At 51.7% G+C, this 21,744-nt stretch carries 17 protein-coding genes and 2 tRNA genes; 9 read left to right on the forward strand and 10 right to left on the reverse strand.

Features of this window, described 5'->3' with window-relative positions:
• Positions 1 to 130: 130 nt before the first annotated feature.
• Positions 131 to 838, forward strand: coding sequence for a response regulator transcription factor (locus tag PY793_RS11455; RefSeq protein ID WP_275178147.1), 708 nt, complete (start codon positions 131 to 133; stop codon positions 836 to 838).
• A gap of 75 nt (positions 839 to 913) precedes the next feature.
• On the opposite strand, the gene PY793_RS11460 is transcribed toward PY793_RS11455, so the two are convergent.
• Positions 914 to 1,648 carry a YoaK family protein gene (locus PY793_RS11460; RefSeq protein ID WP_275178148.1) on the reverse strand — a complete coding sequence of 245 codons (735 nt, stop codon included), beginning with the start codon at positions 1,646 to 1,648 and terminating at the stop codon, positions 914 to 916.
• A gap of 123 nt (positions 1,649 to 1,771) precedes the next feature.
• On the opposite strand from PY793_RS11460, the gene PY793_RS11465 reads away from it, so the two are divergent.
• The 6 genes from PY793_RS11465 to PY793_RS11490 all read left to right on the forward strand — a co-directional run bounded on the left by PY793_RS11465 (position 1,772) and on the right by PY793_RS11490 (position 7,228).
• Positions 1,772 to 1,846 (forward strand) — tRNA-Val (locus PY793_RS11465).
• Between the two features lie 192 nt (positions 1,847 to 2,038).
• On the forward strand, positions 2,039 to 2,176 hold the full coding sequence (locus PY793_RS11470; RefSeq protein WP_275178149.1) for a hypothetical protein: 138 nt from the start codon (positions 2,039 to 2,041) through the stop codon (positions 2,174 to 2,176).
• A 118-nt stretch (positions 2,177 to 2,294) separates the two neighbouring features.
• Positions 2,295 to 2,371 (forward strand) — tRNA-Ile (locus tag PY793_RS11475).
• A gap of 313 nt (positions 2,372 to 2,684) precedes the next feature.
• Complete coding sequence (locus tag PY793_RS11480; RefSeq protein ID WP_275178150.1) at positions 2,685 to 5,141, forward strand: membrane-bound PQQ-dependent dehydrogenase, glucose/quinate/shikimate family; 2,457 nt, start codon at positions 2,685 to 2,687, stop codon at positions 5,139 to 5,141.
• A 70-nt stretch (positions 5,142 to 5,211) separates the two neighbouring features.
• Positions 5,212 to 6,102 carry a transporter gene (locus tag PY793_RS11485; RefSeq protein ID WP_275178151.1) on the forward strand — a complete coding sequence of 297 codons (891 nt, stop codon included), beginning with the start codon at positions 5,212 to 5,214 and terminating at the stop codon, positions 6,100 to 6,102.
• Between the two features lie 157 nt (positions 6,103 to 6,259).
• Positions 6,260 to 7,228 (forward strand): helix-turn-helix domain-containing protein, encoded by a 969-nt coding sequence (locus PY793_RS11490; RefSeq protein ID WP_275178152.1) that lies wholly within the window; start codon positions 6,260 to 6,262, stop codon positions 7,226 to 7,228.
• A 140-nt stretch (positions 7,229 to 7,368) separates the two neighbouring features.
• On the opposite strand, the gene PY793_RS11495 is transcribed toward PY793_RS11490, so the two are convergent.
• Positions 7,369 to 8,415, reverse strand: a complete 1,047-nt coding sequence (locus PY793_RS11495) for an aldo/keto reductase (RefSeq protein WP_275178153.1) — start codon at positions 8,413 to 8,415, stop codon at positions 7,369 to 7,371.
• Positions 8,416 to 8,623: 208 nt separating this feature from the next.
• Here PY793_RS11495 and PY793_RS11500 point away from each other — a divergent pair, with 208 nt between their 5' ends.
• Together PY793_RS11500 and fumC are read left to right on the forward strand one after the other, a co-directional pair.
• Positions 8,624 to 10,090, forward strand: coding sequence for a mannitol dehydrogenase family protein (locus tag PY793_RS11500; protein WP_275178154.1), 1,467 nt, complete (start codon positions 8,624 to 8,626; stop codon positions 10,088 to 10,090).
• A 402-nt stretch (positions 10,091 to 10,492) separates the two neighbouring features.
• Positions 10,493 to 11,938, forward strand: a complete 1,446-nt coding sequence (gene fumC, locus PY793_RS11505; protein WP_275178155.1) for a class II fumarate hydratase — start codon at positions 10,493 to 10,495, stop codon at positions 11,936 to 11,938.
• A gap of 192 nt (positions 11,939 to 12,130) precedes the next feature.
• On the opposite strand, the gene PY793_RS11510 is transcribed toward fumC, so the two are convergent.
• The 8 genes from PY793_RS11510 to PY793_RS11545 all read right to left on the reverse strand — a co-directional run bounded on the left by PY793_RS11510 (position 12,131) and on the right by PY793_RS11545 (position 21,598).
• Positions 12,131 to 13,447, reverse strand: coding sequence for an MFS transporter (locus PY793_RS11510; protein ID WP_275178166.1), 1,317 nt, complete (start codon positions 13,445 to 13,447; stop codon positions 12,131 to 12,133).
• Positions 13,448 to 13,958: 511 nt separating this feature from the next.
• Positions 13,959 to 15,389 (reverse strand): tetratricopeptide repeat protein, encoded by a 1,431-nt coding sequence (locus tag PY793_RS11515; RefSeq protein WP_275178156.1) that lies wholly within the window; start codon positions 15,387 to 15,389, stop codon positions 13,959 to 13,961.
• A 127-nt stretch (positions 15,390 to 15,516) separates the two neighbouring features.
• Entirely contained in the window at positions 15,517 to 16,518 is a 1,002-nt protein-coding gene (gene trpS / locus PY793_RS11520) for a tryptophan--tRNA ligase (RefSeq protein WP_275178157.1), read from the reverse strand.
• Positions 16,519 to 16,886: 368 nt separating this feature from the next.
• Positions 16,887 to 17,387 carry an FKBP-type peptidyl-prolyl cis-trans isomerase gene (locus PY793_RS11525; protein ID WP_275178158.1) on the reverse strand — a complete coding sequence of 167 codons (501 nt, stop codon included), beginning with the start codon at positions 17,385 to 17,387 and terminating at the stop codon, positions 16,887 to 16,889.
• Positions 17,388 to 17,429: 42 nt separating this feature from the next.
• Entirely contained in the window at positions 17,430 to 18,671 is a 1,242-nt protein-coding gene (locus PY793_RS11530; protein WP_275178159.1) for an argininosuccinate synthase, read from the reverse strand.
• Positions 18,672 to 18,789: 118 nt separating this feature from the next.
• Positions 18,790 to 20,004 (reverse strand): dual-specificity RNA methyltransferase RlmN, encoded by a 1,215-nt coding sequence (gene rlmN, locus PY793_RS11535; protein ID WP_275178160.1) that lies wholly within the window; start codon positions 20,002 to 20,004, stop codon positions 18,790 to 18,792.
• 122 nt (positions 20,005 to 20,126) lie between these two features.
• Positions 20,127 to 20,714, reverse strand: coding sequence for a hypothetical protein (locus PY793_RS11540; protein WP_275178161.1), 588 nt, complete (start codon positions 20,712 to 20,714; stop codon positions 20,127 to 20,129).
• A 143-nt stretch (positions 20,715 to 20,857) separates the two neighbouring features.
• Entirely contained in the window at positions 20,858 to 21,598 is a 741-nt protein-coding gene (locus PY793_RS11545; RefSeq protein ID WP_275178162.1) for a TlyA family RNA methyltransferase, read from the reverse strand.
• Between the last annotated feature and the right edge of the window lie 146 nt (positions 21,599 to 21,744).

Here is a 21,744-nt window from a genome sequence, read left to right on the forward strand (position 1 = left end):
CTGTTCATGGCCTGCCATGTGGATCACGTATCATGTCGCTGCTTACGTTGCGTGAAGATTCGTGGCACGATAGCAAAAGAATAGGTCAGGCAGCCATTTGTAGAAGGCTGACACAAGGAGATGGAACCACATGACGGGTGCACGCCCCATTTTGGTTGTTGACGACGATCAGGTTATCCGCCGCGCTTTGACGGAACAGCTACAGGTTGATGGTGAGTTTCTGGTTCAGGAAGCTGCCACGCTGGCAGAAGCACGAGAAAAAATGAAAGGTCCGGATGCCAGGTGTGATGCCATCCTGCTTGATGTCACATTACCGGACGGCGATGGCAGGGACTTCTGTGCGGAACTTCGCAAGGAAGGGCTGCGCATGCCGGTGATCATGCTGACCGGGTCGGATGATGAGGCCGACATTGTGCGTGGTCTGGATGCAGGGGCCAATGATTACGTGGCGAAGCCCTTCCGTATTGCCGAACTTCTGGCCCGGCTGCGCGCGCAATTGCGGTTATTTGAAAATAGCGAAGATGCCGTATTTTCAATCGGTCCGTACACTTTTCGCCCATCTGCCAAGCTGTTGCTGGAAGCGGTTAAAAACCGCCGGATCAGGCTGACGGAAAAAGAAACCGCCATTCTGAAATTTCTTTACCGTGCAGGCACACGCCCGGTACCCCGTCAGGTTTTGCTGAATGAGGTCTGGGGTTATAATGCCGCAGTAACCACGCATACGTTGGAAACCCATATTTACCGCCTGAGGCAGAAAATTGAGCCTGATCCTGCCCATGCATCCCTGTTGGTAACGGAAGGTGGCGGTTACCGCTTAAACCCGGAAGTGCTGGGTTAAAACCCCAATTTCTGTCTACTTGGCCGGCCACGTCTGCTGCGTGGCCGCCAGACGGGCCGGGTATGGCAGGGATGATCATATCCGTTTTTTTGCAAAAACAGTGACGGTATTTGCGACCATACCGGGCAAAACGCATGACACCAGCAGAGCAGCAGTAACGAACAAAAAATACGTGGGCCAAGCATGATACACAAAAGCCCCGATCACACCTCCTCCGACAAAGCAGCAGATAATCTGCAAATGCAGCCATAGCTGCTGCCAAATAGTGTATCGGTGTTCTGGGCCAACCCTGTGCCACCAGGCATCCAGCCAGTCGGCAATTTCCATTCCCAGGTCTGTCAGCATGCCAGTAATGTGCGTTGTTCGTACAACTGAACCCGAGATGCGGGTGACAGTTGCATTCTGCAAACCCATGAGAAAACAGAGCATGGAAGCAGACATCACGCTGTGTGGGCCAAACAGCATAAAAACATTGGCCAGTCCCAGCAGGGCCAGCATAGCGGACTCCAGTAAAATACTAAACGCATAAGCTGCGTACCAGTGCCGCCTGCGCCCCCGGTTGACCAGAAATGTGCAGACAATGGCCCCCAGAACAAAGCTTCCGCCTAATTCCATGGCACGAAAACCTTCCTGTAGCTTCCCATTCTGTAGATTGAGGGCCATTGCAGAGGCATTACCGGTCATATTGGCGCAGTAATATCCAAAATCCATAAAACCGGCGACATTGATGGCTCCGGCAATCATGGCCAGAGAACTACCCAACCGCCGGTTGGTGACAAAATTCCGTTTTTCCTGCTCTTGGAAGAGCATGGTTTCTCCTTATTCGTTCCTGCAGTGAAGAGTGGTCTCAAAATATTTGATTTTTTTGACTTTAATGGCAAATCACCTCTTGCCAAACCCTTCGTGATAGATGTATTTACCCCATCACAAACCGGGTGCGTAGCTCAGCGGTAGAGCATCGCCTTCACACGGCGGGGGTCACAGGTTCAATCCCTGTCGCACCCACCACGGTTTGCCCTAGTTTTCTGCGGGTTACAGAGAACAATCCACAAAATAATAAGCGCACTATCGGTTTATATCGGTCCATATTGGACCATATCGACCCATATTAAACCACATCAATCCGTGCAAAATCCGTGCACCTGTTCGATTAACTTTACGTGCCGTATTCCTCTTATGTTCTTTTCGGGAGGAAAGTAGATGAATGCATGCTACGCAGAAGATCGCACGAACGGTTTTGTCAGTTCTGCGCCCGATGCCGTAGAGGGACTGATTGATCTTTCCCATACTCTGGATCTGAAAAATCCCGGTCGTTACCGGGCGCACGTACTCAGCTAACGTTTTCCGTAATAAGTCTGAAAAATATGTCAGCATGTCTTTTCAGCTAACAAGATGATCTATATAATTAATGTGTTGTCGTTCTCTTGGATATCCGGGGAAACGCCTGCAATATCGTGCGCTGGTAGCTCAGTTGGTTAGAGCGGGCCGCTCATAACGGCTTGGTCGCGGGTTCAAGTCCTGCCCGGCGCACCATATTCTCATTCGATTTTTCAACGTATGTCGGCGGCATGTGTCCATGCTCCCTTTGCCGGGTTGGCACTCTGGGCCAATGCGCTGGAGCCATGCGGTTGGTTTTGTCCCAAAATACTGATGGTTTCTCTCATCTGTCTCATATCTGAAACAGGTTGGGTTTTTTGCTACAAACATCTGTGATTACGCTCATATCAACTGTGGCAATTTCTGGGCGCTTCCTGTTCATCAAACGAAATTGGCTATGGACAGGGGCAGTGTAGCAGCCTGCCTCCATGTTTCGGGCTGACTGAACACATTCAGAGAGAAACACAACATGCGAGAGAGTAATAAGGGGTTATTTTCAATTATAACCTCAGCCTTGCTGGCTCTGATCGGGCTTTTCCTGTTTTTTGGTGGGGCTGAACTGCTCTTCCTTGGCGGGTCCTGGTTTTATATTCTGGCAGGCGGCGTTATGCTGGCGGCAGCTTTCAGTGGTTTCAAAAAACCCAGACTGGCAAACCGCCTGTATGCCGCCCTGCTACTGGCCGCAACGGTCTGGTCGCTGATTGAAGTTGGCTTCAATATCTGGGGGCTGGAAGTACGGCTGTTCACACTCATCGGTCTTGGAGCATGGCTCCTGCTGCCGTGGGTCTGGCGCACCGGCGCAGACTGGCTGACCGACAAGCGTGAAGTATTGGGGGCTATTGCTGTTTCCACTCTTGTGGTTGTGGCGAGCTGCTTTTCTTCCTACTCCATTAACGGTACGGTACCGGCTGATCGCATGGCAGCACAGGGGCAGGCTGATCTTGCATCCAATGGTGTGGCAGATGCGGACTGGACGGCTTATGGCCGCACAGTTGGAGGAGACCGCTACTCTCCTATCGGGCAGATTACACCGGCTAATATCAGCCATCTCAAACGCGCATGGATGACCCGTACGGGTGACGTGCAGCAGACGGGTGAAGACGCTGCTGCCGGGCCGGATCAGGGGCATGAGTTCAATCTGGAACTGACCCCCATCAAAGTGGGTGACACGCTTTACATGTGCACCCCTCATAGCTGGGTCATGGCTGTGGATGCCCTGACCGGGAAGGTCAAATGGAAGTTTGACCCCAAGCCAGCAACGGCCGATCTTGATAAAAACGTGTATCTGGCCTGCCGTGGTGTGTCTTACTACCATGTTCCGGACGAAATTCAGACTAGCTGCCGTAACCGCATCTACTCCCCTGTGGCGGACGTGCGCATGGTTGCAGTCAATGCCGAAACCGGCCAGCCGTGTGATGATTTCGGCGACCATGGCTTTATTTCCCTGCGAGACTACCTTGGGCACGTGCCACACGGTTTCCACTTTGTAACCTCGCCCCCCATGGTGGCCAAAAACCGTCTGATTACCGGCGGCTGGATTTTTGATAATCAGGCCAATTTTGAACCTTCTGGTGCCATTCGCGCATTCAACGCCACCACAGGCGCCATTGAATGGGCATGGGACGTTGGCCATAACCCTGAAACGTGGAAGCCAGGTCCGAACGATGTTCTGACACGTGACACCCCGAATGCCTGGGGCGTTTACACGGCTGACCTTGATCTGGGACTGGTTTACATTCCTACCGGCAATGCTCCGCCAGACAACTGGGGTGGCTCACGCCGTTCGTTTGATGACGCTTCTTCCAGCGCGACGGTTGCTCTGGATATTGAAACAGGTGAACGCCGCTGGATTTACCAGACCGTCCATCACGATCTGTGGGATATGGATATTCCTTCCGGCCCATCCATGGTGGACCTGCCCGGCCCGAATGGGGAAAATATTCCTGCTCTGGTCCAGAGCACCAAACGCGGCGAATTTTTTGTGCTTGACCGCCGTACGGGCCAACCTGTTCCGGGTTATCCGGTTGTAGAAAAACCCGTCCCCACGGCTGGGCATGTACCGGATGATCACGTATCGCCCACCCAGCCATACCCAGCGGCCATGCCTTCCCTTACGCCACCGGACCTGAAAGAGTCTGACATGTGGGGTGCAACCTTGCTGGACCAGATGATCTGTCGCATCCAGTACCGTAAGTCTGCTTATGACGGGCAGTTTACACCGCCACATCTGGGGCAGACGACCATTGTCTACCCCGCATTCTATGGCGTTATGGACTGGCAGGGTATTACCATTGATCCGCAGCGCAAACTTCTGCTGGCCAATGCAAGCTATCTACCGTTCCGCATCCGTCTGGAAAAACGCCAGACACTGGAAGGCCCCGGCACTCTGCCGAAATGGGATGGGAAAGGCGAGGAGCCTGCCGCCAAAGGTGACGCACTGTCTGTTTCGCCAGATTACGGCACACCGTACATCGCCTACACCAACCCATGGCTGAATCCGTTGCAGATCCCCTGCAAAGGACCGGTTTGGGGCACGCTGACCGCGATTGACCTTGTAACCAAGAAGATCGTCTGGCAGCACCCGGTTGGCACCACGCGCGATACAGGACCTTTCCGCACCCACAACAACCTGCCCCTGCCTACTGGCATGTATAACATTGGCGGGAGTATTGTGACCAAAGGCGGCGTGGTGTTCATGGGCGCTACAGCGGACGATTACCTGCGTGGCTTTGACCTTTCTACAGGTCAGGTTATCTGGCGGGACCGTCTGCCCGCTGGCGGTCAGGCAACACCGATGTCTTACGAGGCAGGTGGCAAGCAGTATGTTGTGATTGCCGCAGGTGGCCATGGGGGCCTTGGCACCCGTAGTGGTGATTACATCATCGCTTACACGATAGATGGCGCGCAGGGCACCAAAGCCCAGTAACGCGCCTGCCATGCGGGGCTCCTGATTTTTTCTGGAGCCCCGTTTCTTTTTGAATACGGAAATCCTTCTGATGCGTCTGACAGAAAAGCCAGAGCGGTTGCGCTCTTTGCTTCGCCTCGTCATACCCGGTGTGGTTCTGGCTTATGCGTCTCCCGCGCATGCTGCGGATGTGACGCTCGGCATTATTGGCCCGCACGAATATGATCTGCCGGTTGATTTCAAGCCCTTTAACGTGCTGGTACAGTATGGGGATGGAAACGCTGCGGGCAGCACGTATAACAGCCGAGGCCAGCGGCAGACCCATGGTGGCAGTCATACATGGGCAGGTATGACCAAATATGTGCATTTTCGCAGTTTTGAAGCTATTCCCCATGTGGGTTTTGCCTTTGAGCTTATCCAGTCCGAAAGTTATTCTCTTGCCAATGGCACGGATTATGGGGGGCTCGGTCCGACTATTGTGGGACCGGCTGCGTGGTTCAAGCCAAATGCACATAGCACCTTTGGCATACAAACATTTATGCAGACGCCAGAAGGCACCCGTGATGCAATATCACCCCATTACTGGTCCAATATTTCCAGTTTTATTTTTGACTATGAGTGGAAACACTTCAGTTTTGACGGGGATGCAGGTACAGTTGTCGGCTCAACAAAACATGTAAAAAATGCCCATAGTTATTCACCTGGCGTAGTGTTTTACACCAACTTACGTTTCAGCTGGAAAGCAACGCAAAAACTGGAACCTTTTGTTGCGTTTGACTGGCAGAATGTAAGCGGAACATACGATAATTCAGCCAAGCGTTACCTTGATGATTCCAATAGTAGGGAAACAACTTTGGGCTTGGGGCTGATGTATAATATTTCGGGGCATTTTTCGGTTACTGGCCGCTATTCACACTCTCTCGAAGCCCGGAATGTGCCCGAAACCAACGCATACTATGTGAAGTTCGTCTATCTTTGGTAAAAAAGTGCATAAAAAGCCTCTCATTCTTTCACGTTGCAGTAAAATTTTCTTTAAATTTTGTTGCAATCTGCAGTATCATACCTGCTCGGTTCAGCTCAGGTTTCACATCCCTGTCGCAAACGCAAAGGATAGTACAGGTTAACTGGTGAAAGACGGCATGAGTGGTAACCAGAGCAGGGCAGGAATAGCGGAAGACGAGATTCTGCCACATCCGGCATACGAAAAAACCCCAGTAACAAGCGATACCTTTATCCAGCAGTCATGGGAGCGGTGCGCTTCCGCCTATAATCTGGACCCATCGCAGGGTTGGATAGCCGATGTGTTATCCGGAGCTGAATTCCGGCAGGTCAGTGGGCGTTCATCCCAATTGCTCAAATCCGCCATGGGGGAAATGCGGCGTCTGTTCGAGCTGGTGCAGGGCATGGGTCTTATGGTGCTTCTGGCCGACCCGGATGCAACCATTCTGGCCCGCTGCGTGGATGAAACCCATTTGGCTGTCTGTCGCAGGCTCCATTTGCGTAAAGGAGCAATCTGGCACGAATCAGCAGCAGGCACGAATGGTGTTGGCACATGTGTAGAGGAAAAATGTCCTGTATTTCTGGGGCAGGGCGAACACTGGCGGTTCTGTTTTTCACTTCTTGCAAGCTACGCCGTACCGGTTTTTGGTGCTCAGGGGCATGTGGCGGGAGCTTTGAATCTGGCCGCATCCAGTGGGAACAGCACAAGACCATACGCGGCATTGGTGATGGAAACCCTGCTGCAATCAGGCCGTCGCATAGAAGAATATCTTTTTCGTGAGCACTATGCGGGCCAAAAAATTCTGACCCTTGGACCAGCCGAAGGATGTTCTTCTCTGCTTGTTGCCTTGAATGCCGATGGAGATGTGACCGGAGCAACACATGCTGCCCGCCTGATGATGGGATGGACGGATGACATGATCAAGAGCCATCCCAACCTGTTGACCGAACTGGAATCAGGCCCCGAAATAAGCCTGCAAAAGGCAGAAGAAAGCGTTGTAAGGTCCGCATTGGCGGCCAGCCATGGCAATGTGGCAGCGACAGCCCGCAGTCTGGGTATTAGCCGGGCAACCCTGTACCGCAAAATGAAGGGACTACACATTCAGTAGCCCCTCCAGAATTCCGCGTTGCACGTAGGATGAGTGCCGCCAGAAGTGTCATCAAAGAGACGAATGTCGCATAAAGGCCAAAACACATCAGGCTGGTTTTAAATCTCATGCGGCACACATAGTCATTATAAAAAACGCAGTCAGGGAGCCGGATTGGAGTGAATCTGATGAATGGCGTTTATTTTTGATTCCAGTTCAGGCGTTATCACCAGATCAACGGAGCCCAGAATGGTCTCAAGCTGCCGTATGCTGGTTGCACCAATAATATTGGACGTAACAAACGGTCGGCTTGTAACAAAGGCTATGGCCAGTTGAACCGGGTCCAGTCCTTCCTGTCGAGCAAGTTCAAGATATGCGTGGATTGCAACATCCACTCCGGGTTTTTCGTAACGCTGTGCACGGTTGAAAAGGGTCGTACGTGCACCGAGCGGGCGAGCGCCATCCAAGTATTTACCGGTCAGGTAACCTTGGGCAAGGGGGGAATAGGCCAGAAGACCCACACGTTCACGTAAGGCCATTTCAGCCAGCCCGATCTCGAACGTACGATTGATCAGGTTGTACGCATTTTGAATGGATGCAACACGTGGCAGACCAGTTTTGGAAGCCGCCAGAAAACTGGCAACGCCCCATGCGGTCTCGTTGGAAAGACCGACATGACGGATTTTCCCTTCTGCCACAAGGTCGCCCAGTACGCTCAGTGTTTCCTCTACTGGCACGGCATCATCTTGCGGGATGTCTCTGAATGTGGTTCCGCCTTCTCCGAACAAGCCAATGGAGCGGTCGGGCCAATGCAATTGGTACAGATCAATATAATCTGTACCAAGGCGGCGCAAAGAACCTTCCAGAGCATAACGGATCTGGCGGGATGTCAGACGGGCCTGCTCTCCACCCGGCCGATACCACGGGGATGATGAGCGCCCCACAACCTTGCTGGCAATAACCAGCTTGTCACGTCCACCTCGGATTTTAAGCCAGTTCCCGATAATGGTTTCCGTTGCGCCATATGTCTCGGCCCGCGGTGGAATGGCATAAAGTTCGGCTGTGTCGATAAAATTGATACCCCGCTCCTGCGCCAGATCAAGCTGGGCATGCCCTTCGGCCTGTGTATTCTGTTGGCCAAATGTCATTGTACCGAGGCAGAGTTCACTCACCATAATGCCGGTACGGCCAAGTTCGCGTTTGTTCATGTTATGCCTATTGGGTTGAGGGTAAAATGATGGTGGTATCATGGAAGATAACATGCGCCAGAACAAGGGCAGGGATCATAATGCAAAGAAATATTATAAAATACGCAATGAGTAATAATATGATTATGATAACTCGATATGCGTATTGAAATTTAATATTTCACAAATTAAGGTTGCATGCTTAATTATAAATACATTGGAGGAACGCATGCTCACTCTCAAATATCTTGGAAATGTGAAGCCTCCTGTGCATTTACCAAACTACAACCCTTTGGATATTAAGGCAGGTATTGTTCATTTTGGTGTTGGTAATTTTTTCAGGGCGCATGAAGCATTTTATATTGATAAAATCCTCAAGGCAGAACCAGACTGGGGTATTATCGGTGTCGGCCTGACAAAAGGCGAGCATTCCAGCAAAAAAGCCACGTTATTCCAAGGACAGGATTGCCTGTACTCCCTGACCGAATGTGCCCCAACGGGTGATCGTTCCGTGCGGATCATCGCAGCGTTACGGGATTACCTGCTTGCCCCCCAAAGCCCGCAGAAAGTGCTGGAGCATTTGGTTAACCCCGATATTCGTATTGTGTCCATGACCATAACGGAAGGTGGTTATAATATTAACGAAACCACCGGCATGTTCGACCTGAGCAATCCAAGCGTACAAAGCGACCTCCGGACCCCCAAAAACCCGGAAACCGTTTTTGGTTATGTTGTAGAAGGCCTGCGCCGCCGACGCGATGCAGGAATAAAAGCATTTACCATTATGTCCTGTGATAATCTGCGGCATAATGGTGATGTGGCCCGCAAGGCCTTTCTGGGTTTTGCTCAGGCGCGTGACCCCGAACTGGCCGATTGGATCGCGCACAATGCCACGTTCCCCAATGCCATGGTGGATCGTATCACCTCAACCGTTACGGCAGATATTGCCAAAGCCTTAAATACTGCAAATGGGCTGGAAGATGATCTGCCTGTGGTGGCGGAGGATTTCCACCAATGGGTGCTGGAAGATAATTTTGCGAATGGTCGGCCAGACCTTGCCCGTGCCGGAGCGCAGTTTGTCACGGATGTTACGGATTATGAGCACGTCAAGATCCGTATGCTCAACGCGTCTCATATCATGCTCAGTTTCCCGGCAATTCTGTTAGGCTATGCACATGTGGATCAGGCGGTAAAAGACCCTGCTCTGAAGAAAAATGTGGAAAAATTCTTAACCCGTGATGTCATTCCAACACTCAAGGCTCCTCCGGGTGTGAGCTTGCAACACTATATGCAAAGTCTTCTAAGCCGGTTTTCCAACCCTGCCATGGCGGACCAGACCTTGCGTATCGCCAGTGATGGCTGTGCAAAAATTCAGGTTTTCTGGACGCAGACAGTGCGCGACCTGCTCCTTGGCAACAAGGACTGCTCCCGCATTGCCTTCGGCATGGCCGCTTATCTGGAAATGCTGCGAGGCGTCAATGCACAGGGGCAGGAGTATGCAACGTCTGAACCAGCCTATACGGCAGAACAGCAAGCCCTTGCACATTCTGATGATTATGCTGCAGGCTTAAAATTGCCTGCGTTCGATGCGTGGAGAGATCTGGATAGTTCTGCCTTGGATCAGCAGGTCATTGCGTTGCGTATAATAATACGCACTCAGGGTGTTCTGGCAGCTCTTGGAGCCTTGCCAGCGTAATGCACGCATGGGCAAAGCCTGTTTATGCGTTTCATCGGGGCCACCTCGTACTACTTGCAAACAGGGAAAATTTTTCCAGAAAATATATTTCCTGTTTGCATCAGGGCACGCAGATAGACTGATGCAAATGCCCCCCACATTCACGTTATGCAGCGGAACCGCCTGATTTACAGATCGTTGGGATAGCATGTGTCAAATGCCCCTATATGCCAACAGAAGCCAGACCCAATGCGTTCCACCTACCCGACATATAAGGCAGACCTTCCGACGAGCGATAAAACCTGTTTACTGCGCTTGCGTGACGCCACGTGACATATGGCTGGCGGTACGCGTCAGAAACACTGAGAACATACCACCCAAAGAGACAGTTTGCCTGAAACGTTACAGTGGGAGTGGCAGAACATGACAGCACCATACACGCTACGGGACGTAGGTATTGGCATAGACGCAACCGGCATGCGGCAGGAAAGTGATTCCATGGGCGCTATTGATGTGCCCGCCCACCACTACTGGGGAGCACAGACACAGCGTAGTCTGGTACATTTTTCCATTGGGCGGGACCGGATGCCCATAGAGCTTTGTCGTGCTTATGGCCTTGTTAAAAAGGCCGCAGCGCAGGTCAATCTGGCAGACAATCGCCTACCCAACTGGAAGGCGGCTGCAATTATTCAGGCGGCGGACGAGGTGAGCACTGGCCAGATGGATGCGGAGTTTCCGCTCTATATCTGGCAGACTGGGTCAGGCACCCAGACGAATATGAATGTGAATGAGGTGATTGCCAACAGAGCCATCCAACTCCTTGGCGGGCAGATTGGCTCCAAAACGCCCGTGCATCCCAATGATGATGTGAATATGGGGCAATCGAGCAATGATTCATTCCCGACAGTCATGCATGTTGTGACATTGCTTGAAATAGAAAATACCCTTGTCCCGCAGGTAGAGGCCCTTATTGCCAGCATTCGGGCCAAAGCGGATATGTGGAGTGTCGTAGTCAAGATGGGTAGAACCCACTTGCAGGACGCCGTGCCCTTGACGGTTGGGCAGGAATGGTCCGGCTGGGCACAACAGCTTGAAGACACTCTTGACACTCTGCGTGCAGCCCGAGCGGATCTGGCTGAATTGGCTGCCGGTGGCACGGCTGTTGGTACGGGCCTGAACGCACCCAAGGGCTTTGGTAAGGCAATCGCTGAACATATTGCCGTTCTGACCGGCAAGCCGTTTATAACGGCGCCCAATAAATTTTCCGCTTTGGGTGGGCTGGACGCTATGGTACGCGCGTCCGCCGGGTTGCGTGGCCTTGGCGTAGCATTGATGAAAGTTGCCAATGACATGCGGTGGCTCAGCTCCGGCCCACGGTGCGGGCTGGCAGAACTTAACCTACCCGAAAACGAACCGGGCTCTTCCATCATGCCCGGCAAGGTTAATCCTACACAATGTGAAGCCCTGATCATGATTGCGACACAGGTGATGGGAAACGACACAACGGTTGCATTTGCGGGCGCTCAAGGCAATTTTGAGTTGAATGTCATGCGTCCGGTCATTGCGTCAAATGTGTTGCATGCAATCCGTATTCTTGCCGATGGCTGCAAAAATTTCCGGACATTTTCCGTTGAAGGTACAACGCTGAACGAACGCAAAATCAAACATTACGTGGAAGTCTCAGTCATGCTGGTCACCGCATTAAGCCCTGTTATCGGGTATGACAAAGCATCCGCCATTGCCCATCGCGCCATGGCACGGGATGAAACGCTCAAAGAAGCAGCCTTGGCCTCAGGCGTAAGCGAAACTGTTTTTGACCAGTGCATTAACCCGGGCAGCATGGTTGGGAATGGTCTGGCTGGCGCGTAAATCCGCCTGTAATGCCTCAGCCAAATCAGCCTGCCCCCTAAATCACCCGAACTTGATGCATATCATTGCAGTGTGATCGCACAGAAGAGCAACCTCGGTCTTGTTGAAAAACAAAACTTCTTGGCGGAAGTGGGAAAGGGAGGTGCGGAGCCTCCCTTTCTTTTTTGTGTCTTATGCTCTTTTCACCGGCACTTACGCCGTTTGCCGGGTGCCGTGGAAATCGGCCAATCTGGACTGTTTTTTCTTTTTCTCCAGCATTTCGGTGTGTCGGTGTGCTTCGGGTGAAATACGCAGACACAATGTCAGAACCCCGGCAAAAAGATAAAGACCCGCAAAGCTCCAGATCACACCCTCCATATCCATTCCGAACCAGGATTCACAGACGCTGACCACTGCTGGCCCCACCCAGGTGCTCGCACCAGCGCCCAGGCCCAGAATGGACAGAGCCGCAGCTTTTTCTTTTGGGCAGATCAGAGGCATCAGGCCAGACATGGGTACGAATGCAGCAACAGTGCCCCCATAAACAAAACCCGTAATCGCTGCCAGCATGAAGTTCCCAGGGTACCACAATGGCACATAATAAAAGAGAGGAATGGTTACACAGCAACCAATGCACCCACCAATGGCAATAACAAACCGGTGGCCAAGCTTGTCAGCCAACATCCCGGCGGCAAGATTGAACAGAATGTTACCAAGAAAGATCAGTGAAAGCAGATCCAGCCACTGAGACTGGGAGAAGTGTAGCTGATCGACAAAAAAAGCAGGCATAATTGCCAGAAAAGCATATTCGGATGATGTGTTAATGGTCCGGATAATGCCAGAAACCAGCGTTTTTGGCTCACGCCACATAATGCTGACAGAGCCAAAGAAGACCTGCTTTTTATCTGCATTGGCGGCAACAAGTGGTTTAGAGCCAATGGGTTCATTCACCAGCAGCAGGGCAATCAGGCCGCCAAAAATGACCAGACCCAAAGAGCACCAGAAAGTAGCCAGTTCTCCTATGTAAGGAATGGTATAGCGCGCAAACTGTGATCCCAGTGTTGGCAACCCGGCGGAAAAGGAAAACCAGAACCAGCCAGCGGCAGAACCAAGCATCCGCGAAGGTGTGACCGCAGCGATCCAGACCAGAAAACTATAGGCAAATAGAGGATAGGCGAACCCACGCAGCGTATAGAACAGCAAGGTCATGGACGGGTTATCCGGTCCCAGCCCCAAAGACAGAAAGCCCACTTCCAGCAAAGCCCAGAGCAGCAGGCCTGCCCACATGGTACGCCGCGGTCCAAACAGATCGGATAATGGTCCCGCCAGCCATGCGGAGAGCATGACGGTGACACCATATGTTGTGAACATAAGATTCACATCGCCCTGACTATGCCCATGATGGAGCATGTAAGTATCTAGGTATCCGGCCTCAACGCCATCGCCGACCATAAACAGGAGCAGGCCGACAAAACCAAAAAAAAGCGGTTCTGGTACGCCCAGAAAGGTGGCAAGGCCACGTGATTGCATGGATGACTGAGGGGTTGTCTCTGGCAAGACGCTCTCTCCTTATATAATTTTTAGCAACCTGCTGAAGTTGAACTACGCCCTAAGGAGCAAGGGAAGCAGGCATGCGTGATGCTGGCCCGGAATATAATTCGACGGGCTATGAAGATACGGGCACAAAAACAAGAACACGCATCACGAGAAAAAAGAACATATGAGTTCTGTTGCAGAAATTTATAACAACGACATATCATCAATTCAAGATATTTTTTATAAATACACATTCAAATAAAGAATTTTATTTTCAATTATAAAAAATTATACAAATTATAACTTCATAAACAACAAGTATGTGGAGTAATTTTTATTTATTAATATAAGAAAAAACTTTTGAAGACTGAATTTATTTTTTTGAATGGTGCCAAAAACACAAAGCACAGGATAATCTTGGTCGGCAATTTATGACCCTAAACAACATGCAGTGTAAAATATTGATTTATATTTTAAAATTCAAAATCATATATTTGAAGGTAAATTACTTTGCTTTGCGGCGCTCTTTTTCTATCTTCATCAAATCAAAAACCATTTTATGGATTGGAGTGGACCAATCAAATGGCTCAGGCTGCTGATAAATGCGAAGATTACTATACCACGGAGAATCTGTTCGACCAGAGAGCCAACGCCAGCACTGGTCAAAACGTGACAGCATCCAGACGGGTTTGCCTAACCCTGCCGCCAGATGCACAACCGATGTATCAACAGAGATCACCATATCCAGATTAGCGATCAGCGCTGCTGTATCATCAAAATTGTGCAGAAGACTGGCATGATTAACCAGCTTCATTCCCGCAGGCGGCGCTTTGGCCTGAATGTTCTTCTCTCCAACCTGTAAACTGTAAAACAGGATATTGGGCACTTGTGCCAATGGCGCCATGTTCTGCAGGTTTATGGACCTGCGCTGATCCACAAACTCGACATATCTGACCTCCCGATGGGGTGAGCCGGCCCATACCAGACCAATCCGGAGTGTGGGTGATGCAGACATGAAGAAGAGATCTTTGTCCAGACGCGCCTTCCAACTGGCGACCTTGACGGGATCAGGAGCAAGATAACCACAGGCTTGCGGAATAGTCTCCAGCGTTGTGCCAAGCAGATATGGTAAACTCCCGACCGAACATTCCAGATCGTGAGGTGGAGCTACGTCATCCACCGTAATAAACAACTGCTCAGGAAATGAGCGTTGCAGGAGAGTTAATAATTCTTTGCGAACTTTTACAATAATGTTGCCGCCACGCTCGGCAGCGTAGGGAATAAAGCGCACAAAGTGCAGCATGTCCCCAAACCCGCCTTCCGTGTGTACAAGTAAAATCTTACCGACAAAAGACTCTCCATTCCACACCGGGCCTTGCAGGTTATGCTTGCCGATGATGTTACTGTTCCATCGCCATTCATACGCTTTAAACCCCTCCAGATAATCTCCATGCGCCAGAAGGGAGAGTGCATGATTGGTGCGGTTTTGCCCATTCTCTGGTTCTATCTGGATTGCGGCTTTATGGAAATTCAGAGCCAGAGCGTGCCGCCCCTGACAGTCCAGCACGACCCCCAGATTACTCAGGGCCAGTGCGTGCTGGGGTTGCAGCATCAGGCAGTGTTTATAAGCGTCAATCGCACCGCTGTAATCTTGCAATTCAAACAGAACATTCCCAAAATTTGACCATGCATCAGGCATATCCGGCTTAATACGTACAGCACGGGCGAGGAGGGGTTTTGCAGTTTGGAACTCCCCTAATGCACACAAAAGCCCACCATAATTACTGAGGGTATAAGCATTATCGGGGTCTTGCTCCAAATCAGCTTTATATGCGGCAACAGCATCGTGCATACGATTGGCACGTTGCAGCGCCACAGCATCCATGACTTGAGAATCTGATAGATTGGATGGCTCAGCAAAAGAACGCTCTGACATGCTCATCTCACCCAGTTTCAGTTAAATCCGACACAAACCCTCATGCGCAGAGCACCACGTCATCACAAAAGCGCACAAAACATCTTTTGTAACTTGCTCTTGGCAAACATATGACGGGAGAGAGCGGTCATGGCAGTTTTACAAATCCGACCAGTTTTTCAGCTTCGGCAACAATTGGCTCAGCAATAGCTTGTGCACGCTGCGCACCACTATGCAGCATTTGCACCAGATGGGTTTCGTCTTGCAAAAGCTGGCTGGTCTTTAGCGCAATCGGGGCAATTTCGTTTACTACTACCTCGGTCAGGGCAACCTTGAACGGACCAAACCCCTGTCCCTGATGCAAATCCAGAACCTGCTGCATATTCATGCCAGATAAAGCCGCATAAATGGAAACCAGATTTCGGGCTTCCGGGCGGTCAGCCAGACCGGATGGGTCTTCGGGCAACACTCCAGTATCCGTTTTGGCGCGTCTGATTTTTAATGCAATGGTATCAGCGTCATCGGTCAGTTCAATCCGGCTTTGGGCCGATGGATCCGATTTGGACATTTTTTTTGTCCCATCACGCAGGCTCATGACACGCGCCGCCTCCGGGGGAATAAGCGCTTCAACCTGTGGAAAGAAATCGACGCCATAATCATGATTGAATTTCTGGGCAATATCATTGGTCAGTTCCAGATGCTGCTTCTGGTCCTCTCCTACGGGTACCCGTGTTGCCTTGTAAGCCAGTATGTCGGCAGCCATCAGATTAGGGTAGACATAAAGACCGGCAGAATGATTTTCTCTGTCTTTGCCCGCTTTATCCTTGAACTGTGTCATACGGTTCAGCCAGCCAAGCCGGGCTACACAGTTAAAAATCCATGCCAGCCGCGCATGTGCCGAAACCGCAGACTGGTTGAACAGAATATGGCGTTGGGCATCAATGCCGGATGCCAGCAGAATAGCCGCCTGAGTAAGCGTATGTTCGCGTAGTTTGGCAGGTTCCTGCCAAACTGTAATGGCATGCATATCCACAAGACAGAACACGCAGTCATGATCCGCCTGCAGGTTAACCCAGTTACGAATTGCACCCAGATAATTGCCAAGCTGAGGAACACCCGAAGGCTGAATGCCAGAAAAAATACGTTGCATGCGGATTTATCGCTACTGTCTGTAAGGGAAAGAAAAATCAGGCGGGGCGCTACGTTTTTGTAAAATGCAGGGCAAATATCCCTAAAGCAGATTATTCCAGAAAACGGTTTATGCGCTTGTAATTTATGACAAAAACACAGTGCCCGGACCAGAAATCCGCAGCATTCCCTCATTTTACAGACGGAATGACACGGATGATCCAGTTGCCATAGCAGGCGAAGAGGGAAGGGAGCTTTTAAGCCACATAGTGTGAAAGCTCACGTCTCTCCACCCCGGAATAAGATCCTGCTCGCATGACGCAAATTATGCAAAATGCGTCATGCGAGAGGAAAAATATTCCTTAAACCCACACCATGTACACCACACGATCATGGCGTATTGTGCGTGTGCTCGACCCCAAGCAACTGAATACGGAAGACCAGAGGGCTATCTGAGGGAATGACACCCATGGACCGATGGCCATAGCCCAGTTCGGGCGGTACATACAGCATCCAGGTGTCGCCCACATGCATCAGTGGCAGGGCTTCCATCCAGCCTTGCACCAGACCATCCAACGGCATCTGCATATAGGCCCCGTTGCCGTGCTGGTCAGACCCATCAAAAATGGAACCATCTGGCAGGCGACCTTCGTAAATCAGCATCATGACATCCCCTTTGCGGGGCTGCTCACCATCCTTGGGGCCGGATTCCAGAACTTTATAAGCCAAGCCGTCCTTCAGCACCGTAACGCCCGGTTGCGAACGCAGTTTGGCCATCTGCTGCGCTGGTGTCAGTTCTGCTTCTTCCGCCTTATGGCCACCGCAGGCGGCGAGCGAAAAGGCCAGGCTGGCCACAAGTATGCTTGGAACAAGAGAAAATCGACGGGACATGGTGCTTGTGCGCTCCCTTACAAAATTCAGAAAAAGTGGCGCTTAGAGCGCGCCACCTTTACGACCGATCTGCGCCCCCAATCGCAGGCGCAATGCATTCAGTTTGATAAAGCCTTGTGCATCTTCCTGATTATAGGCGCCTTCATCGTCTTCAAATGTCACAACACGGGTATCATAAAGGCTATTGGGGCTCTCCCGACCCACACAGATCACATTGCCTTTATACAGTTTCAGCCTGACCCGCCCGGTTACAGAATGTTGGGAGGCGTCAATCAGAGCCTGCAGCATGCGACGTTCGGGGGAGAACCACAGGCCATTATACAGAATGGAAGCATAACGCGGCATCAGGCTATCTTTAAGATGCATGGCTTCACGGTCCAGAGTGATGGACTCAATGCTCCGATGCGCCGTAAGCAGAATTGTGCCGCCAGGTGTTTCGTATACACCGCGGGACTTCATGCCCACAAAGCGGTTTTCCACCAGGTCCAGACGGCCAATCCCATTGGCTTTGCCCAGCTCATTCAAACGCGCCAGCAATGTTGCGGGGGATAGCGTCTCGCCATTAATGGCAACGGGGTCACCGCTTACAAAGTCGATGGTAATTTCAGTTGCCCGGTCAGGTGCGGCCTCTGGCGCGATTGTCCGCTGAAAAACAATTTCCTCTGGTGCAACAGCCGGATCTTCCAGCATTTTACCTTCGGATGAAGAATGCAGCAGATTGGCATCAACCGAGAATGGAGCCTCGCCACGCTTGTCCTTGGCAATGGGAATCTGGTTTTCTTCCGCAAAGGACAAAAGACGGGTACGAGAGGTCAGGTCCCACTCACGCCAGGGGGCAATAACCGTAATGTCGGGTTTAAGGGCATAATACGCCAGTTCAAACCGGACCTGGTCATTCCCTTTACCCGTAGCTCCGTGGGCAACAGCATCTGCACCAACAGCTTCAGCAATTTCAATCTGCCGCTGTGCAATAAGGGGGCGGGCAATGGATGTGCCCAACAGATACTGGCCTTCGTACAGGGTATTGGCGCGGAACATCGGGAAGACAAAATCCTTCACGAATGTTTCGCGCAGGTCTTCCACAAAAATTTCCTTGACCCCGAACATCTCGGCTTTTCTGCGTGCGGGCTCCAGTTCCTCGCCCTGCCCAAGATCGGCCGTAAAGGTTACGACTTCGCAGCCATAGGTCTTTTGCAGCCATCTCAGGATAACGGATGTATCAAGCCCGCCCGAGTAAGCCAGAACAACCTTTTTAACGTCTTTTTTGGCGGAAGTCGCGCCCATGCACCAATCTCCTGATCACTCTGAATAACAGGTTTGCCTCTCTCCTATCACCGAGAAAGCCCCGGAGCCAGAGCGCTTTCCCGATCGCACCATGTTCTGGCCGGAAAAAAGTATGTTTTTACGAAGATGGTGTGTTTCTTGCGCGTTCACTTGCTGTTTTCAATTGCCCGCAAGCGGCCAGAATATCGCGACCACGAGGCGTTCGGATGGGAGAAGCAAAGCCTGCACCCATCACAATTTCTGCAAACCTGTTCTGCTGTTCGCGTGTGGAGGGGCGGTAGTCGCTCCCAGGCCAGGGGTTAAATGGGATCAGGTTCACCTTGGCGGGAATATCAGCAATCAGCCGGACCAGTTCGCGCGCATCTGCTTCGCTGTCGTTTACACCACGCAGCATGATGTATTCAAAGGTAATACGGCGCGCATTACTCGCAGCCGGGTAACGACGACATGCGGCCAGAACCTCTTCAATCGGATATTTGCGGTTGAGGGGAACAATTTCGTCGCGCAGGTCATTCCGCACGGCATGCAAGGACACGGCAAGGTTAACCCCCAGTTCGTCCCCGCAACGATCCATAAGCGGCACCACACCAGATGTGGAGAGCGTGATGCGCCTGCGGGACAGGCCGATCCCTTCACCATCCATGATAATGCGCATGGCTTTGGCAATGTTTTCATAGTTGTACAGGGGCTCACCCATACCCATCAGAACAATGGTTGAGAGCAGGCGGGGAGTGTCCCCCTTGGGGCTTGGCCATTCCCCATAGGAATCCCGTGCGGCCATGAACTGGCCCACGATTTCAGCCGCACCAAGGTTGCGCACCAGCTTCTGGGTGCCGGTATGACAGAAGGTGCATGACAATGTGCACCCGACCTGAGATGAAATGCACACCGCGCCACGGTCTTCCCGCCGGTCAGGAATGTAAACGGTTTCCGCCTCCTGCCCATCACGAAAGCGGAAGAGGAACTTGCGTGTCTCATCCTGAGATGTCTGCACGGTTGTAGGTTCTGGGCGCGCAATGATGAATTTTTCAGCCAGTTTTTGCTGGAGCGGTCTGGCAATACTGCTCATGAGTGAAAAATCAGTTACACCCTGATGATAAATCCAGTGCCATAACTGCTTCGTTCGAAAAGGTTTTTCACCAATCTCGACCAGAATTTCCGTCAGTTCCTCGCGTGAAAGGCCAACAATATCCCGCCGCCCATCCGCCGTAACCGCAGAAGGAGGACTGAACAGGGCGGCTTTTGCCAGAATGCGCGTACGCTCTTCGGCGTTCAGCGCGGTGACCGCAGCAGCATCAGCAGGGATTGAAGCAGGAGAAACTGGAGACGACATGAGAGTATGCACTGTTTCATAAAATGAGGAGAGAAGGGTTCATAACAAAAAAAGAGGCTGACAGATACCAGCCTCTTTTACCCGCCCTTATCCGGTCAGAATATGATGATCTTCCCCGCTCCTTAGCGGGCAGCAGACTGATTCTGGCCTTTAAGGGCATTCTGGAGCCACGTGGCCATTGTCATTTTGGATGTATCCATATTGTCCAAGATCATGCCAATGGTTTGCGCGGAATACGCATCAGGTTTCGTATCAGCAGAAATGGGAAAGGAAGGACGTGCGATTTCAATTGTCAGCGCTGGCGCTGCGCGTTTGTCGTCCCCCACATTCATGCTGGCCGGAGCAGGCACCTCTTCCTGTATATCAGCAACCACTGAGAGCTTGGTAGCCTCCGGATTTTGTCCAAAATAAAGGTAGGCGTATGTAGCTGCAGCAGAAAGTACGTCCTTGACGGTCTGGCGATACAGCCCTGCCGTACCCTCATGACCATCCCCCCGCAGGGTTGCCGGATCAGCTTTAATGGTCAGCACACCAGCCTGCATATCATCCTGCAAGCGCAGCCCATCCTGCTCATACCCACGCAGCAGAACACTAGCGGTTTCCATTGCCGGATAAGATGCCGAAGAAGGGTGATAAGCCGGAGCAGCCCAGACAGATGAACTGGAGGCCAAAAGGAAGGCGGCGCCAAACAATGTCGCTATCTTGCGCATGATTCTGTGTTGCTTCCCTCAAAATGGTGAACTGATTTTTGTATTCTTCAGAGAATTGTGGCAAAAAAATCGATCATCTGCCATGCAAAAATCAGGAAGCAACCTGAAAATTTAGTTTAAGATTTATGTAAAACTACTGCCTTTTATGCTTTCCGCTGTGCCGCGATCAGGAATTCCTTGTTACCTTCCGGGCCTGTGATGGGGCTTATCTCAATACCCAGTACCTCCCAGCCCGGCAAAGCAGACCACCATTCCTGAATGGTGGCGCACACGCTTTCATGCACAAGAGGGTCACGCACAACGCCTTTTGCGCCAATCTGCTCCCGCCCGGCTTCAAACTGGGGTTTAATTAATGCAACGGCCCAGGCATTATCTGCGGCAAGGTGAAGGGCTGCGGGCAGAACAGTCCGCAGGCCAATAAAACTGGCATCACACACAATGACTTCCGGTGCGACCGGGATAAATGTTGTGTCCAGATAACGGGCATTGCACTTTTCAAGCACACTTACCCTTGGGTCAGACCGCAGTTTCCATGCCAGTTGTCCATGTCCGACATCCACCGCATAAACATGTTCGGCGCCGTGCGTAAGCAGCACATCCGTAAAACCACCGGTGGAGGCACCTACGTCAAGGCACTGCCGTCCGGCTGGAGAGAGCCCGAAATGCTCCAGAGCATGCGCGAGCTTGCACCCCCCGCGTGAGACCCACGGATGCTCCTGCCCCTTGAGTTCCAGCGGCGCATCTTCCGCCAGTTGGTCTCCTGCTTTGGCGACGCGCTTAGAGCCGCTAAAAACAAGCCCAGCCATAATCAAGGCCTGTGCTTTTGTACGGCTTTCGACCAACCCGCGATCGAGCAGAATCTGATCAGCGCGACGCCGGGCCATGCCTTTAGGCCGTCCGTTCTTCCGTGAGGTTAACCCCCAGTGCGTTAAGAGCGGTTGCGACGATGTGTGGTGCGGAGAGCCCGGCCTCGTCATACTGCGCATCCTGCGTATTGTGGTCGATAAAACGGTCGGGCAGGGCCATGGGG

Source organism: Acetobacter fabarum (assembly GCF_029069195.1).
GTDB lineage: Bacteria > Pseudomonadota > Alphaproteobacteria > Acetobacterales > Acetobacteraceae > Acetobacter > Acetobacter fabarum_A.

Coding starts and splice junctions, on each gene's coding strand:
- PY793_RS11455 (WP_275178147.1), top strand. CDS start 131: ATGACGGGTGCACGCCCCATTTTGGTTGTTGACGACGATCAGGTTATC.
- PY793_RS11460 (WP_275178148.1), bottom strand. CDS start 1,648: ATGCTCTTCCAAGAGCAGGAAAAACGGAATTTTGTCACCAACCGGCGG.
- PY793_RS11470 (WP_275178149.1), top strand. CDS start 2,039: ATGAATGCATGCTACGCAGAAGATCGCACGAACGGTTTTGTCAGTTCT.
- PY793_RS11480 (WP_275178150.1), top strand. CDS start 2,685: ATGCGAGAGAGTAATAAGGGGTTATTTTCAATTATAACCTCAGCCTTG.
- PY793_RS11485 (WP_275178151.1), top strand. CDS start 5,212: ATGCGTCTGACAGAAAAGCCAGAGCGGTTGCGCTCTTTGCTTCGCCTC.
- PY793_RS11490 (WP_275178152.1), top strand. CDS start 6,260: ATGAGTGGTAACCAGAGCAGGGCAGGAATAGCGGAAGACGAGATTCTG.
- PY793_RS11495 (WP_275178153.1), bottom strand. CDS start 8,415: ATGAACAAACGCGAACTTGGCCGTACCGGCATTATGGTGAGTGAACTC.
- PY793_RS11500 (WP_275178154.1), top strand. CDS start 8,624: ATGCTCACTCTCAAATATCTTGGAAATGTGAAGCCTCCTGTGCATTTA.
- fumC (WP_275178155.1), top strand. CDS start 10,493: ATGACAGCACCATACACGCTACGGGACGTAGGTATTGGCATAGACGCA.
- PY793_RS11510 (WP_275178166.1), bottom strand. CDS start 13,447: ATGCAATCACGTGGCCTTGCCACCTTTCTGGGCGTACCAGAACCGCTT.
- PY793_RS11515 (WP_275178156.1), bottom strand. CDS start 15,389: ATGTCAGAGCGTTCTTTTGCTGAGCCATCCAATCTATCAGATTCTCAA.
- trpS (WP_275178157.1), bottom strand. CDS start 16,518: ATGCAACGTATTTTTTCTGGCATTCAGCCTTCGGGTGTTCCTCAGCTT.
- PY793_RS11525 (WP_275178158.1), bottom strand. CDS start 17,387: ATGTCCCGTCGATTTTCTCTTGTTCCAAGCATACTTGTGGCCAGCCTG.
- PY793_RS11530 (WP_275178159.1), bottom strand. CDS start 18,671: ATGGGCGCGACTTCCGCCAAAAAAGACGTTAAAAAGGTTGTTCTGGCT.
- rlmN (WP_275178160.1), bottom strand. CDS start 20,004: ATGTCGTCTCCAGTTTCTCCTGCTTCAATCCCTGCTGATGCTGCTGCG.
- PY793_RS11540 (WP_275178161.1), bottom strand. CDS start 20,714: ATGCGCAAGATAGCGACATTGTTTGGCGCCGCCTTCCTTTTGGCCTCC.
- PY793_RS11545 (WP_275178162.1), bottom strand. CDS start 21,598: ATGGCCCGGCGTCGCGCTGATCAGATTCTGCTCGATCGCGGGTTGGTC.